This window comes from Pseudomonas sp. NPDC087626, assembly GCF_044743405.1.
Taxonomy (GTDB): domain Bacteria; phylum Pseudomonadota; class Gammaproteobacteria; order Pseudomonadales; family Pseudomonadaceae; genus Aquipseudomonas.
Genome location: NZ_JBIUWJ010000005.1, coordinates 158,052 through 171,313, shown reverse-complemented (window position 1 = coordinate 171,313; position 13,262 = coordinate 158,052). Strand labels below are relative to the sequence as shown.

Below are 13,262 nucleotides of genomic sequence, written 5' to 3'. Positions count from 1 at the left end.
GGTCGTAGAGGCGCTGGCCATCTACCAGTGCAACACGCAACTCTTCGGGTTGAGTTGCGTTAATCAGCATTCTTTTCATGTAGTACCGTCGGTTTCCGGGCTGCCGGAAACGGCGTTCGGCACACACGACTTCTCACGGTCGGTGTCAGGTGCGTCGGGAGTGGTTGGCCATTCCCGTGTCTAGCGAAGTCCGGCCAATGTGGGCCTTCATCGCGACGTACGCGTCCTGCTTGCTGTGGCTACTTAAGCACTCAGTCAGGAGGAGGAATCAACCGGCGACTGTGGACGAGATGAAGCGTCTAAATATAAGCCTAGTGCTACACGGTCCGACGGTTGTGCATCTCCACCCTACACGTATCCCTGATAATTCGGGTGCTGCCGCGCGCAGAATCCGCAGCGGGTTGGCATTTACCGTGTTCTCCAATGGGGAGTCCACGCTCATGGCTACACAAGACTGGGTGAAAGCTGTTTGGCTGGCTCCCAGCTTGTAACAGGCGTTGTTTCCGAAACTCTCGACCCAGGTGTGATTCGGGACTGACTGCACTTTGTGAACTGGCCGTAAATATCGGCGCAACAGACGAGTGGTACTCTGTTTGTTGCACTCGCTTCAGGCCTCATGTCACCTGCGCTTGTTACAATCACGAACCTTCCAGAAGATGCGAAAGCCCCGTAGGACGGCCTCGCGTCCTGATGAATTGCGTTGGTCAGGGCCGGCAACTTGCCGTTTGTCCTCTGTCCAGCCGCTTTTGGCGGCGTTCGCGACTATAGCAGCAATGATTAAGTGCTTCAATTCCATAAAAAATTGTTATCATTCGCGGCATGACGACTACTGCCCCCCCGACCCCAGCCGTACAACTGCTGGAGGTCTCGCCGGAATATGCCGGCCAACGAATTGACAACTTCCTTCTTGCTCGGCTCAAAGGTGTGCCCAAGACCTTGATTTACCGCATTTTGCGTAAAGGCGAAGTGCGCGTGAACAAAGGTCGGATCAAGCCCGAGTACAAGCTGCAGGCGGGCGACATCGTGCGCGTGCCGCCGGTGCGTGTGCCGGAGCGTGACGAGCCAGTGCCCCTGGCCCAGGGGTTGTTGCAACGCCTGGAAGCCTCGATTGTCTTTGAAGACAAGGCGCTGATCGTGATCAACAAGCCTTGCGGCATTGCGGTCCACGGTGGCAGCGGCTTGACCTTTGGGGTGATTGAAGCCTTTCGTCAGTTGCGTCCCGATTGCAAGGAGCTCGAGCTGGTGCACCGTCTCGACCGTGATACCTCCGGCCTGCTGATGATCGCCAAGAAACGCAGCATGCTGCGTCACTTGCACACGGCATTGCGCGGCGATGGCGTCGACAAGCGCTACATGGCGCTGGTTCGCGGCAACTGGGCGAGCTCGATCAAGCAAGTCCGGGCGCCGCTGGGCAAGAGCAATCTGCGCTCCGGCGAGCGCATGGTCGAAGTCGACGAGGAGGAGGGCAAGGAGTCGGTGACCGTGTTCAAGGTCCTGCGTCGTTTTGGCGACTTTGCCACCCTGATCGAAGCCAAGCCGATTACCGGCCGGACTCACCAGATCCGCGTCCACACCTTGCACGCCGGGCACTGCATTGCTGGCGATACCAAGTACGGCGAGGAAGGTTTCTCCAAGGAGATTCGCGATCTGGGCGGCAAGCGATTGTTCCTCCATGCCTACATGCTGACCGTGCCGCTGCCCGATGGCGGTGAGTTGAAGTTGCAGGCGCCAGTGGACGAAATGTGGGCCAAGACCGTGGAGCGCCTGAGTGCACCCCTCTGATTGCAAACTACTGATTTTCGATTGGGACGGGACACTGGCCGATTCCATTGGTCGGATCGTCGAGGCGATGCACGTCGCGTCTGAACGCTCGGGTTTTGCGCTGTGCAGCGATCTGGCGGTCAAGGGCATTATCGGGCTGGGTTTGCCAGAGGCGATTCGCACCTTGTATCCGCAAATCGGTGATGCCGAGCTGGTGGCGTTTCGTCAGCATTATGCCGATCACTACATAGCGCTGGAGGCCGAGCCTTCGCCGTTGTTCGAGGGCGTGCTCGAGTCGCTTGAAGCATTCCGCGCCGAGGGTTATCAGTTGGCCGTAGCCACTGGCAAGGCGCGTCGTGGTCTGGATCGGGTGCTGAAGTCCCATGGCTGGGAAGATTATTTTGATATCACCCGCGCCGCCGACGAAACCGCTAGCAAGCCGCACCCCTTGATGCTCGAGCAGATCCTGGCGCATTGCGCGGTCGGGCCTGGGCAGGCGCTGATGGTGGGGGATTCGTCGTTCGATCTGCAGATGGCTCGCAATGCCGGGATGGCGTCTGTGGCAGTCAGCTATGGCGCGCAATCCATAGAGGCGCTGCGTGCGTACGAGCCGTGCCTGGCCATTGATCATTTTTCGCAATTGCATGCCTGGCTGGGTCAGCAGGCCAATTAAGTTTGGGTTGGGGTAGATGCAATGACTGACGAATGGAAGGCGCCTGTCAAAGCCAGTGCTGAAGACGGCGAAGACAAGAGCTGGAAACTGCTGGAAAAAACCCTGCTGGCCGGGGTGCAGGAGCAGCGTCGCTCGCGGCGTTGGGGGATTTTCTTCAAGCTGTTGACCTTTGTGTACCTGATTGTCGCGTTGATCCTGTTCACGCCGCTGATGGACATTGAAAAGAGCGCGACGCGCGGCTCGGGCTACACCGCATTGATCGAGATCACTGGGGTGATTGCCGATAAAGAGCCGGCCAGTGCCGACAATATCGTCGGCAGCCTGCGTGCGGCGTTCGAGGATGCCAAGGTCAAGGGTGTCGTGCTGCGGATCAACAGCCCTGGGGGCAGTCCGGTGCAGTCCGGCTACGTTTATGACGAAATTGTGCGCTTGCGCGCCTTGCACCCGCAAATCAAGGTTTATGCGGTGATTTCCGACCTGGGCGCCTCGGGTGCCTACTACATTGCCAGCGCTGCAGACCAGATCTATGCCGACAAGGCCAGTCTGGTGGGTTCCATTGGTGTCACAGCGGCCGGCTATGGCTTTGTAGGTACCATGGAGAAGCTGGGTGTCGAGCGGCGTACCTACACCTCGGGTGAGCACAAGTCGTTCCTCGATCCGTTCCAGCCGCAAAAACCGGAAGAAACCAAATTCTGGCAGAGCGTGCTGGATACCACCCATCAGCAGTTCATCGCCAGCGTGAAGAAGGGGCGTGGTGATCGGCTCAAGGACAAAGATCATCCGGAGCTGTTTTCCGGGCTGGTCTGGTCGGGCGAGCAGGCATTGCCGCTGGGCTTGATCGATGGCCTGGGCAGTGCCAGTTCGGTGGCGCGGGACGTGATCGGAGAGAAAGAACTGGTGGACTTCACCATCCAGGAATCGCCGTTCGATCGCTTCTCGAAAAAGCTCGGCGCCAGTGTGGCCGAGCAGTTGGCCATGTGGATGGGCTTTCACGGCCCCGCCTTGCGCTGATTGCTGTGCGAGATAAAAAAACCGGCCTGCGTGGCCGGTTTTTTTATGGTCTGTAGCAGTTGCCGGGCCCGCGAGGCTGCGTTCGAGGGCGCAGTCCTCGCCGGGTGCGTTGGATCTGGCGACAGCTACGGGATCTGCACGCCTTCGGCCAGTAGCATGTCTACCAGGCGAATCAGCGGCAGGCCGATCAGGCTGGTGGCGTCCGGGCCTTCGGTGCGTTGGAACAGACTTACCCCCAACCCTTCGGCCTTGAAGCTGCCAGCGCAGTCGTAGGGCTGCTCTGCGCGCAGATAGCGCTCCACGCTTGCTGGGTCGAGCGTGCGCATGTGGACGGTAAAGGGGATGCAGTCGAGCTGGCAGTGGCCGCTCTGGCTGTTGAGCAGGGCCAGGCCGGTGAGGAAGGTCACGCTGGCACCGCTGGCGGCCAGCAGTTGTTCGCGGGCCTTGTCGAAGGTGTGGGGCTTGCCGATGATCTTGCCGTCGAGTACCGCGACCTGGTCCGAGCCGATGATCAGATGCCCCGGATGGCTGGCGGCCAGTGCCTGGGCCTTGGCTTGTGCCAGGCGCCTGACCAGCTCGGTGGCGGACTCGCCCGTCAGTGGGCTTTCGTCGATATCCGGGGAGCTGCAGGTAAAAGGCAACTGCAGGCGAGCCAGTAATTCGCGGCGATAAACCGAGCTTGAAGCGAGTAATAAAGGCAACATAGGGCTCTCCAGAAGTCAGTCGCAAATTCTAGCGGGGCCTGCAAGTGACGGACAGGACTGAATTTCCTTTGACAAGGGCGGGTGCATCCCTATAATGCTGCGCCTATGTTGAATGACCCGATTCCACCTCACGTTGACCCGCGCAAATTGGCTGATCGTGGCACCACCCTTCAAGGTGAAATGCTGCTGGCCGATTTGGAGAGACTCTGCGACCCGCTTTCCGACAATGTCGGTACGGTGCAGGCTAAATTCGTTTTTGAACGAGATGAACGTAAATCTGTGGTGATCCACAGCTTTATCGACACCGAGGTCAAAATGGTTTGCCAGCGTTGTCTTGAGCTGGTCACCCTGCCGATTCACAGCGAATGCAGTTATGCTGTGGTAAAGGAGGGTGCGAATACCCAGTCGTTGCCGAAAGGTTATGACGTGCTGGAACTGGGCGAAGATCCTTTGGATCTGCAGTCACTGATCGAGGAGGAGCTTTTGCTCGCCTTGCCCATTGTGCCTGCTCATCATCCGGAAGAATGCCAGCAGCCGGCGGGTCTCGATGAGCCCGAACCGAGCGAGGACGAGGTAACGCGGTCCAACCCGTTCAGTGTATTGGCGCCGGTAATGCGTGACCCCCACGTTTAGGAGTTAATCAATTATGGCTGTTCAGCAGAACAAAAAATCCCGCTCCGCCCGTGACATGCGTCGTTCGCACGACGCTCTCGAGGCAAGCGCTCTGTCCGTAGAAAAGACCACTGGTGAAGTTCACCTGCGTCACCACGTATCGCCAGAAGGCGTATACCGTGGCCGTAAAGTGATCGACAAGGGCGCTGACGAGTAATCCTTGTCCGCTCAAGTCATCGCGATTGACGCAATGGGCGGGGACTTCGGTCCCCGCAGCATTGTTCAGGCCAGCCTTGCTTGCCTGTCTGCTACGCCCTCGCTACACCTGACCCTCGTCGGTCAACCCTCCCTTCTTGAAGAACTGATCGCTGGCCAATCGGCTGTGGATCGCGCGCGTCTGTCGATTGCTCCAGCGTGCGAAGTCATCACCATGGATGAAAAGCCCGCCCAGGCCCTGCGTGGCAAGCCCGATTCGTCGATGCGCGTGGCGCTGGAGTTGCTGCGTGATGGCAAGGCCCAGGCCTGTGTCAGTGCCGGCAACACCGGCGCGCTGATGGCGTTGTCGCGGTTCGTGCTCAAGACGTTGCCCGGTATCGATCGGCCAGCGATGGTCGCGGCGATCCCGACACAAAAGGGTTACTGCCAGTTACTGGACCTGGGGGCTAACGTCGATTGCAGTGCCGAGCACCTGTTCCAGTTCGCGGTGATGGGTTCGGTGGCGGCCGAGACGCTGGGGATCGCCCGGCCCCGGGTGGCGTTGTTGAATATCGGCACCGAGGACATCAAGGGCAATCAGCAGGTCAAGCTTGCGGCGACCCTGTTGCAAGGTGCCCGGGGCCTGAACTACATCGGTTTTGTCGAGGGTGACGGCCTGTATCGAGGTGAGGCGGATGTGGTGGTCTGTGATGGTTTTGTCGGCAACATCCTGCTCAAGTCCAGCGAAGGCCTGGCGACCATGATTGCCGGGCGTATCGAGGCCTTGTTCAAGCAGAATCTTGCATCAAGGATGGTCGGGGCCCTGGCCTTGCCCTTGATGAAGCGTTTGCAGGCTGACCTGGCGCCCGCCCGGCACAACGGCGCGAGCTTCCTCGGGTTGCAGGGGATCGTGGTCAAGAGCCACGGTTCAGCTGGCGTGCAGGGCTTTCAGAGTGCGATCCAGCGAGCCTTGATCGAGATTCAGGAGAATCTGCCGCAGCGACTCCATGGGCGTCTCGAGGATTTGCTGCTTTAGGCATTTTCGTCGGACAATGCTTAAATGTGACCGCTCGGTTCAATTGGCCATCCAACTGTCAGTTTCTTGCGTCCCCACAGCGGGGCGTCAACTCTCCGACGACAAGATCATTAGGGGCTTGTTACATGTCTGCTTCCCTCGCATTCGTCTTTCCAGGACAGGGTTCGCAGTCCCTCGGCATGCTGGCCGAGTTGGGCGCGCAATATCCGCTGATCCTCGAAACATTCAAAGAAGCTTCCGATGCTCTGGGTTACGACCTGTGGGCACTGACCCAGCAAGGGCCGGAAGAGCAGCTCAATCAAACCGACAAGACCCAGCCGGCCATCCTCACTGCCTCGATCGCCCTGTGGCGCCTGTGGCTGTCTGAAGGCGGCGCGCGTCCGGCTTATGTGGTCGGTCACAGCCTGGGCGAATACAGTGCCCTGGTCGCGGCAGGCAGCCTGAGCCTGGGCGACGCCGTGAAGCTGGTCGAGCGTCGTGGTCAACTGATGCAGCAAGCCGTTCCGGCCGGGCAGGGTGCCATGGCGGCGATTCTCGGCCTGGACGACGCTGACGTGCTGGCGGCCTGTGCCGAAGCGGCGCAAGGCGAGGTGGTCAGCGCGGTCAACTTCAACTCCCCGGGCCAGGTGGTGATCGCCGGTGCCAAGGCGGCCGTCGAGCGTGCCATCGAAGGCTGCAAGGCGCGGGGTGCCAAGCGCGCCATGCCGTTGCCGGTCAGCGTGCCGTCGCACTGTGAGCTGATGCGTCCTGCGGCCGAGCAGTTTGCCGAGTCCGTCGCCGCGATTGACTGGCAGGCCCCGCAGATTCCAGTGGTGCAGAACGTCAGCGCACAAGTGCCGGCCGATCTACAGACCCTCAAGCGTGATCTGCTCGAGCAACTGTTCAAGCCAGTACGCTGGGTCGAGTCCGTACAGGCGCTGGCGGCCAAGGGCGCGACCAACCTGGTCGAGTGCGGCCCGGGCAAAGTCCTGGCCGGCCTGAACAAGCGTTGCGCCGAAGGCGTGTCGACATCCAACCTCAATACCCCAGACGCTTTCGCTGCCACCCGTGCAGCGTTGGCCTGAATCAGGAGAAGCTTGCATGAGTCTGCAAGGTAAAGTTGCACTGGTCACCGGTGCGAGCCGTGGCATCGGCCAGGCTATCGCCCTGGAATTGGGTCGTCAGGGCGCCATCGTGGTGGGTACCGCTACTTCCGCCGCGGGTGCCGAGCGCATTGCCGCCACCCTGAAGGAAAATGGTATTCAAGGCACGGGCCTGGAGCTCAACGTCACTAGCGACGAGTCCGTGGCCAGTGTTCTGGCGAGCATCCAGGAGCAATTCGGTGCGCCGGCGATCCTGGTCAATAACGCCGGTATCACCCGCGATAACCTGATGATGCGGATGAAAGATGACGAATGGCATGACGTCGTCAATACCAACCTGAACAGTCTGTTCCGCCTGTCCAAGGGCGTTTTGCGCGGCATGACCAAGGCGCGTTGGGGTCGAATTATCAGTATTGGTTCGGTTGTGGGTGCCATGGGCAACGCAGGCCAAGTAAACTATGCAGCCGCCAAGGCAGGTCTGGAAGGTTTTAGTCGCGCTTTGGCCCGTGAAGTGGGCTCGCGCTCGATTACGGTCAACTCGGTGGCTCCTGGGTTCATCGACACCGATATGACCCGCGAACTGCCTGAAGCGCAGCGTGAAGCCCTGCAGACACAAATTCCGCTGGGTCGTCTGGGGCAAGCTCAAGAGATCGCGTCTGTGGTCGCTTTTCTTGCGTCGGACGGTGCGGCTTACGTTACTGGGGCTACAATCCCGGTGAACGGCGGGATGTACATGAGTTAAATGTGACGGATCGCTTCAAAAAAATGTCATACGAGCTGTCTAAAATCCGTTATAAAGCTGCAATCTATTTATAGGCAGCCGGTCGTCAGGGTTTGAGGAGTGAAGCTTTCAGTTGAAAAACTGAAAAGCCTTTCTATACACTTACCCACTGGCCAGCTGCCTGAATTTGTCCATTAGGAGTGAAAACAAGGTATGAGCACCATCGAAGAGCGCGTCAAGAAAATCGTTGCTGAGCAACTGGGCGTTAAAGAAGAAGAAGTGGTGAACACTGCTTCCTTCGTTGAAGACCTGGGTGCCGACTCCCTTGACACCGTTGAGCTGGTGATGGCTCTGGAAGAGGAATTCGAGACCGAAATCCCTGACGAAGAAGCTGAGAAGATCACTACTGTACAAGCTGCCATCGATTACGTTACTAGCCACCAGGCGTAATAGTTTGTAATCGTTGTTAGCTGTCATGGAAAAACCGCACTGCCATCATGGCGTGCGGTTTTTTCTTTAGGTCTGATGCAAAGTCGTCATTTGAAAAAAGGAGAGTGCTGTGTCGCGTAGACGCGTCGTAGTCACCGGTATGGGTATGTTGTCGCCACTGGGCACGGATGTGCCGAGCAGCTGGCAGGGCATTCTGGCTGGCCGCAGTGGCATTGGTCTGATCGAACACACTGACCTTTCTGCCTATTCCACTCGTTTTGGCGGCTCGGTAAAGGGCTTCAATGTCGAGGAGTACCTGTCGGTCAAGGAAGCTCGCAAACTCGACCTGTTCATTCAATACGGTCTGGCGGCCGGATTTCAGGCGGTGCGTAATGCCGGCCTGGAAGTCACCGATGCCAACCGTGAGCGTATCGGCGTGGCTATGGGCTCGGGTATTGGCGGACTGACCAATATCGAAGAGACCAGCCGCACGCTGCATGATTCCGGGCCGCGACGGATTTCGCCGTTTTTCGTGCCGGGCTCGATCATCAATATGATTTCCGGTTTCCTGTCGATCCACCTGGGTATACAGGGACCTAACTACGCCATTGCCACTGCCTGCACCACCGGTACTCACTGTATCGGCATGGCTGCGCGCAACATTGCCTACGGCGAAGCCGATGTGATGATTGCCGGCGGTGCCGAGATGGCCGCCTGTGGCCTGGGCATGGGTGGCTTTGGTGCTGCCCGTGCACTCTCCACGCGTAATGACGAGCCGACCCGCGCCAGCCGTCCATGGGACAAGGGCCGTGATGGTTTTGTACTGTCCGACGGTGCCGGGGCCCTGGTTCTCGAAGAGCTGGAGCACGCCAAGGCACGCGGGGCGACCATCTACGCCGAGCTGATTGGCTTTGGTACCAGCGGCGATGCCTATCACATGACCTCGCCTCCGGCGGACGGTGCCGGTGCTGCTCGCTGCATCGCCAACGCCTTGCGCGATGCGCGGATCAATGGCGACCAGGTGCAGTACATCAATGCCCACGGCACCTCGACCTCGGCCGGCGACCTCGCCGAAGCCCAGGCGATCAAGACCGTGTTCGGCGATCACGCCTACAAGCTGGCCATCAGCTCTACCAAGTCCATGACCGGCCACCTGCTGGGTGCCGCGGGCGCCGTCGAGGCGATCTTCAGCGTGCTGGCGATCAACGGCCAGGTCGCGCCGCCAACCATCAACCTGGACGAGCCGGACGAAGGCTGCGATCTCGATTTTGTGCCGCACACTGCGCGTAACATGGATATCGACGTAGTGCTGTCCAACTCCTTCGGGTTTGGTGGCACCAACGGCTCCCTGGTGTTCCGTCGGTTCGTCGACTGATGGAAAGCTGGGTCGACGGTCAGCCGGCTGACGCACTGTCGCTAAAAGACCGCGGCCTGGCCTACGGCGATGGCTTGTTCGAGACCATCGCCGTCAGGGGCGGCCAGCCCGTATTGCTGGAACGCCACCTGCAACGCCTGGCCGAGGGCTGCTTGCGCCTGGCGCTGGCGGCGGATCACAGGCTGATTCGCGCCGAACTGGTGGCCTATGCCGCCGAACTCGGCGACGGCGTGCTCAAGCTGATCCTGACCCGCGGCGACAGTCAACGCGGTTATGCCTTCGACCCTGCAGCTGCGCCGCGACGTATCCTGCAAGGCAATCCCCCTGCACATTACCCCAGCGTTCATGCCGAGCACGGCGTGCGCCTGTTCCCCTGTGCCACGCGTTTGGCCAGCCAGCCGCTGCTGGCGGGCCTCAAGCACCTCAATCGTCTTGAGCAAGTCCTTGCCCGCGCCGAGTGGCAGGGGCCTGAATGCGCAGAAGGGTTGATGTTGGACGTAGATGCCCGAGTCATCGAGGGTGTGTTCAGTAATTTGTTCATCGTGCGTGATGGCGTGCTGCTGACCGCCGATTTGCGCCGATGTGGTGTCGCCGGGGTGATGCGGGGCGAATTATTGTTTCAAGCCAAGTCACTGGGGATCCCCACTGAAATCACTGACATCAGCCTCGAACAACTGCAACAGGCCGATGAAGTCTTTGTCTGCAACAGCGTCTACGGCATCTGGCCGGTAAACGCATATGCTGCGCTGAGCTGGCCGGTTGGGCCGCTCACCCGTAAACTGCAGGGAATTGCCCGCGCGCTACTGGATGCTTGATTCGTGAGACGTAAACTCTTGCTGCTGCTGGAAACCGGATTGGTTCTGGCGGGGCTGCTGCTGGGCGCTTCGGCCTGGAAAATCAATTCGGCGCTGGAACAGCCACTCAACATTACTCAGGAAGAGTTACTCGACGTACCCACTGGCTCGACGCCGTCCGGGACCTTCAATCGCCTGGAAGCCGACGGTGTGCTCGAGGACGCTTTCTGGCTGCGCCTGTACTGGCGCTTCAACCTGGCCACCCAACCCCTGCACAGCGGCGAATACCGCATGCTGCCGGGCATGAGCGCACAAGGCCTGATCGGTCTGTGGCAGCGCGGCGAAGTGGTCCAGTACAGTCTGACGCTGGTGGAAGGCTGGAACTTCCGCCAGGTGCGTGCAGCGCTGGCGAAAAACGATAAGCTTGAACAGACCCTGGCCGGCCTCAGCGACAGCGAACTGATGGAAAAACTCGGGCATGGCGGCGTGTTTCCCGAGGGGCGGTTCTTTCCGGACACCTACCGTTTCGTCCGCGGCATGACCGATGCCGAAGTCCTGGAAAAGGCCTACGATCGGCTGGAAGAAGTGCTGGCCAAGGAATGGAGCAAGCGCTCCCCGGATGTGCCGTACAGCGAGCCCTACCAGGCGCTGATCATGGCGTCTCTGGTGGAGAAGGAAACCGGGGTGCCACAGGAGCGCGGACAGATTGCCGGAGTGTTTGTACGGCGCATGCAGATCGGCATGATGCTGCAGACCGATCCGACCGTGATCTATGGCATGGGTGAGCGCTACAACGGAAAGCTGACCCGCGCGTCCCTGCGCGAGCCGACGCCCTACAACACCTATGTGATTTTCGGCCTGCCGCCGACCCCGATTGCCATGGTCGGCCGTGAAGCGATTCACGCGGCCCTCAACCCGGTGTCGGGCAGCAGCCTGTACTTCGTCGCGCGCGGCGACGGCAGCCATGTATTTTCCGATGACCTGGATGCCCACAACAACGCCGTGCGCGAGTATCAACTCAAGCGCCGCGCCGACTATCGTTCCAGCCCTGCGCCCGCCAACGGTGCGGTGACGCCCGAGGAGCCGGCGCCGGTGGTGCCGCAGGTGCCCGAGGTGCCAGCAGTACCCGAAGCGCCTGAGGCGGTCCCGCAGGATCAACCGCCTGCGCCGCCAACGCCTGACGCCCAGGCACCGCAAAGCTCGCAATGACTCTGATTAAGGACTGCCTGTGACTGGCTTGTTTATTACCCTGGAAGGCCCCGAAGGCGCCGGCAAAAGCACCAATCGCGAATACCTTGCCGAACGCCTGCGCGACGCCGGTATCGAAGTGGTGCTGACACGCGAGCCCGGCGGTACCCCCTTGGCCGAGTGCATCCGCGAAGTGCTGCTGGCGCCGGTCGATGAAGTCATGCATGCCGACACCGAGCTGTTGCTGGTGTTCGCCGCGCGCGCCCAGCACCTGGCCGAGGTCATCCGCCCGGCGCTGGCGCGCGGCGCGGTGGTGCTCTGTGACCGGTTTACCGATTCGACCTACGCCTATCAGGGCGCCGGCCGCGGGTTGTCGCTGGAGCGCATCGCGGCGTTGGAGACCTTCGTCCAGGGCGATTTGCGCCCGGACCTGACCCTGGTGTTCGATTTGCCGATCGAGATCGGCATGGCCCGCGCCAGTGCCCGTGGCCGACTGGATCGGTTCGAGCTGGAAGGCCGGGTGTTCTTCGAGGCCGTGCGCGCGGCATTCCTCCAGCGTGCCGCGGCAGATCCGCAGCGTTACCTGTTGGTCGATGCCGCCCAGCCATTGGCGCAGGTGCAGCAGGCGCTGGACGGCTTGCTGCCACAGTTGCTGGAGCGTCACCGTGGCTGAAGCCTATCCGTGGCAGGACAGCCTCTGGCAGCAACTGGCCGGCCGCGGGCAGCACGCCCACGCCTACCTGCTCCATGGCCCCAAGGGGATTGGCAAGCGCGCCCTGGCCGAGCGTCTGATGGCGCGCCTGCTGTGCCAGCGGCCAGACGGCCTGGATGCTTGTGGGCAATGCAAATCCTGCCTGCTGCTCAAGGCCGGCAGCCATCCGGACAACTACATTCTCGAGCCGGAGGAGGCGGACAAGGCGATCAAGGTCGACCAGGTCCGTGAGTTGGTCAGTTTCGTGGTCCAGACCGCGCAGTTGGGCGGGCGCAAGGTGGTGTTGATCGAGCCGGTGGAGTCGATGAACATCAACGCCGCCAACGCCTTGCTCAAAAGCCTCGAAGAACCGTCTGGTGACACCGTGCTGTTGCTGGTCAGCCACCAGACCAGTCGCCTGTTGCCGACCATCAAGAGTCGCTGTGTACAGCAAGCCTGTCCGCTGCCCAGCGAGGCCATGAGCCTGGCATGGCTGGCCCAGGCCTTGCCTGATTGCACGCAAGAGGAGCGGGTCGAGTTGCTGACCCTGGCAGCCGGCTCGCCCCTGGCAGCGGTCACCCTGCAGGCCCAGGGCGTACGCGAACAGCGGGCGTTGGTGGTCGACGGGGTGAAGAAACTACTCAAGCAACAGCAGTCGCCCACCCAACTGGCCGAAGGCTGGAATGCGATCCCGCTGCTGTTGTTGTTCGACTGGTTCTGCGACTGGTCGAGCCTGATCCTGCGTTATCAACTGACCCAGGATGAAGCCGGCCTCGGCCTGGTGGATATGCGCAAGGTGGTGCAGTACCTGGCACAGAAGTCTTCCCAGGACAAGGTGCTGAACATCCAGGACTGGATCCTGGCCCAGCGGCAGAAGGTCCTGAGCAAGGCTAACCTCAACCGTGTGCTGCTGCTCGAGGCCCTGCTGGTGCAGTGGACAGGGTTGCCGGCTCAACGTTAATCCGCGCTGCCCGGACTGTGTCCGGGCGC

Annotated in this window: 16 protein-coding genes; 14 read left to right on the top strand and 2 right to left on the bottom strand. The window is 60.6% G+C overall.

The genetic code is table 11. The annotated features are described in order from the left end of the window. On the bottom strand, positions 1-127 hold a 127-nt coding region (locus ACIOVD_RS06545; protein WP_401126781.1), incomplete at its 3' end, for a hypothetical protein. 692 nt (positions 128-819) lie between these two features. On the opposite strand from ACIOVD_RS06545, the gene rluC reads away from it, so the two are divergent. From rluC to sppA, 3 genes are read left to right on the top strand one after another with little or no spacing between them, the layout of a single operon-like run. Next, complete coding sequence (gene rluC, locus ACIOVD_RS06540; protein ID WP_095167632.1) at positions 820-1,782, top strand: 23S rRNA pseudouridine(955/2504/2580) synthase RluC; 963 nt, start codon at positions 820-822, stop codon at positions 1,780-1,782. Then, a complete protein-coding gene (locus ACIOVD_RS06535; protein ID WP_095167634.1) occupies positions 1,769-2,434 on the top strand; it encodes an HAD-IA family hydrolase in 666 nt (221 codons plus the stop codon). Before rluC ends, ACIOVD_RS06535 begins: the two co-directional genes overlap by 14 nt. A 21-nt stretch (positions 2,435-2,455) precedes the next feature. Continuing rightward, positions 2,456-3,445: a signal peptide peptidase SppA gene (gene sppA / locus ACIOVD_RS06530; RefSeq protein WP_095167635.1), complete on the top strand. Its 990-nt coding sequence runs from the start codon at positions 2,456-2,458 to the stop codon at positions 3,443-3,445. A 125-nt stretch (positions 3,446-3,570) separates the two neighbouring features. On the opposite strand, the gene ACIOVD_RS06525 is transcribed toward sppA, so the two are convergent. Beyond that, a complete protein-coding gene (locus ACIOVD_RS06525; RefSeq protein WP_401126725.1) occupies positions 3,571-4,149 on the bottom strand; it encodes a Maf family protein in 579 nt (192 codons plus the stop codon). A 105-nt stretch (positions 4,150-4,254) separates the two neighbouring features. On the opposite strand from ACIOVD_RS06525, the gene ACIOVD_RS06520 reads away from it, so the two are divergent. The 11 genes from ACIOVD_RS06520 to ACIOVD_RS06470 all read left to right on the top strand — a co-directional run bounded on the left by ACIOVD_RS06520 (position 4,255) and on the right by ACIOVD_RS06470 (position 13,233). Then, positions 4,255-4,782 (top strand): YceD family protein, encoded by a 528-nt coding sequence (locus ACIOVD_RS06520; protein ID WP_401126723.1) that lies wholly within the window; start codon positions 4,255-4,257, stop codon positions 4,780-4,782. Positions 4,783-4,795: 13 nt separating this feature from the next. After that, complete coding sequence (gene rpmF, locus ACIOVD_RS06515; protein WP_010447173.1) at positions 4,796-4,978, top strand: 50S ribosomal protein L32; 183 nt, start codon at positions 4,796-4,798, stop codon at positions 4,976-4,978. 3 nt (positions 4,979-4,981) lie between these two features. After that, entirely contained in the window at positions 4,982-5,992 is a 1,011-nt protein-coding gene (gene plsX / locus ACIOVD_RS06510; RefSeq protein ID WP_095167639.1) for a phosphate acyltransferase PlsX, read from the top strand. Positions 5,993-6,117: 125 nt separating this feature from the next. Next, complete coding sequence (gene fabD / locus ACIOVD_RS06505; protein ID WP_401126720.1) at positions 6,118-7,056, top strand: ACP S-malonyltransferase; 939 nt, start codon at positions 6,118-6,120, stop codon at positions 7,054-7,056. Between the two features lie 16 nt (positions 7,057-7,072). Continuing rightward, the gene (gene fabG, locus ACIOVD_RS06500) at positions 7,073-7,816 is read left to right on the top strand and encodes a 3-oxoacyl-ACP reductase FabG (RefSeq protein WP_401126718.1); all 744 of its coding nucleotides are present in this window, start codon (positions 7,073-7,075) and stop codon (positions 7,814-7,816) included. A 192-nt stretch (positions 7,817-8,008) separates the two neighbouring features. Further along, positions 8,009-8,245, top strand: coding sequence for an acyl carrier protein (acpP, locus tag ACIOVD_RS06495; RefSeq protein ID WP_003175607.1), 237 nt, complete (start codon positions 8,009-8,011; stop codon positions 8,243-8,245). A 109-nt stretch (positions 8,246-8,354) separates the two neighbouring features. After that, the gene (gene fabF, locus ACIOVD_RS06490; protein WP_095167644.1) at positions 8,355-9,599 is read left to right on the top strand and encodes a beta-ketoacyl-ACP synthase II; all 1,245 of its coding nucleotides are present in this window, start codon (positions 8,355-8,357) and stop codon (positions 9,597-9,599) included. Next, the gene (gene pabC / locus ACIOVD_RS06485; protein WP_095167647.1) at positions 9,599-10,414 is read left to right on the top strand and encodes an aminodeoxychorismate lyase; all 816 of its coding nucleotides are present in this window, start codon (positions 9,599-9,601) and stop codon (positions 10,412-10,414) included. Before fabF ends, pabC begins: the two co-directional genes overlap by 1 nt. 3 nt (positions 10,415-10,417) lie before the next feature. Further along, positions 10,418-11,602 (top strand): endolytic transglycosylase MltG, encoded by a 1,185-nt coding sequence (mltG, locus tag ACIOVD_RS06480; RefSeq protein ID WP_401126716.1) that lies wholly within the window; start codon positions 10,418-10,420, stop codon positions 11,600-11,602. Positions 11,603-11,621: 19 nt separating this feature from the next. Next, positions 11,622-12,254, top strand: coding sequence for a dTMP kinase (tmk, locus tag ACIOVD_RS06475; RefSeq protein WP_401126714.1), 633 nt, complete (start codon positions 11,622-11,624; stop codon positions 12,252-12,254). After that, positions 12,247-13,233, top strand: coding sequence for a DNA polymerase III subunit delta' (locus ACIOVD_RS06470; protein WP_095167653.1), 987 nt, complete (start codon positions 12,247-12,249; stop codon positions 13,231-13,233). Before tmk ends, ACIOVD_RS06470 begins: the two co-directional genes overlap by 8 nt. Positions 13,234-13,262: the final 29 nt, after the last annotated feature.

Coding starts and splice junctions, on each gene's coding strand:
- rluC (WP_095167632.1), top strand. CDS start 820: ATGACGACTACTGCCCCCCCGACCCCAGCCGTACAACTGCTGGAGGTC.
- sppA (WP_095167635.1), top strand. CDS start 2,456: ATGACTGACGAATGGAAGGCGCCTGTCAAAGCCAGTGCTGAAGACGGC.
- ACIOVD_RS06525 (WP_401126725.1), bottom strand. CDS start 4,149: ATGTTGCCTTTATTACTCGCTTCAAGCTCGGTTTATCGCCGCGAATTA.
- ACIOVD_RS06520 (WP_401126723.1), top strand. CDS start 4,255: ATGTTGAATGACCCGATTCCACCTCACGTTGACCCGCGCAAATTGGCT.
- rpmF (WP_010447173.1), top strand. CDS start 4,796: ATGGCTGTTCAGCAGAACAAAAAATCCCGCTCCGCCCGTGACATGCGT.
- fabD (WP_401126720.1), top strand. CDS start 6,118: ATGTCTGCTTCCCTCGCATTCGTCTTTCCAGGACAGGGTTCGCAGTCC.
- fabG (WP_401126718.1), top strand. CDS start 7,073: ATGAGTCTGCAAGGTAAAGTTGCACTGGTCACCGGTGCGAGCCGTGGC.
- acpP (WP_003175607.1), top strand. CDS start 8,009: ATGAGCACCATCGAAGAGCGCGTCAAGAAAATCGTTGCTGAGCAACTG.
- pabC (WP_095167647.1), top strand. CDS start 9,599: ATGGAAAGCTGGGTCGACGGTCAGCCGGCTGACGCACTGTCGCTAAAA.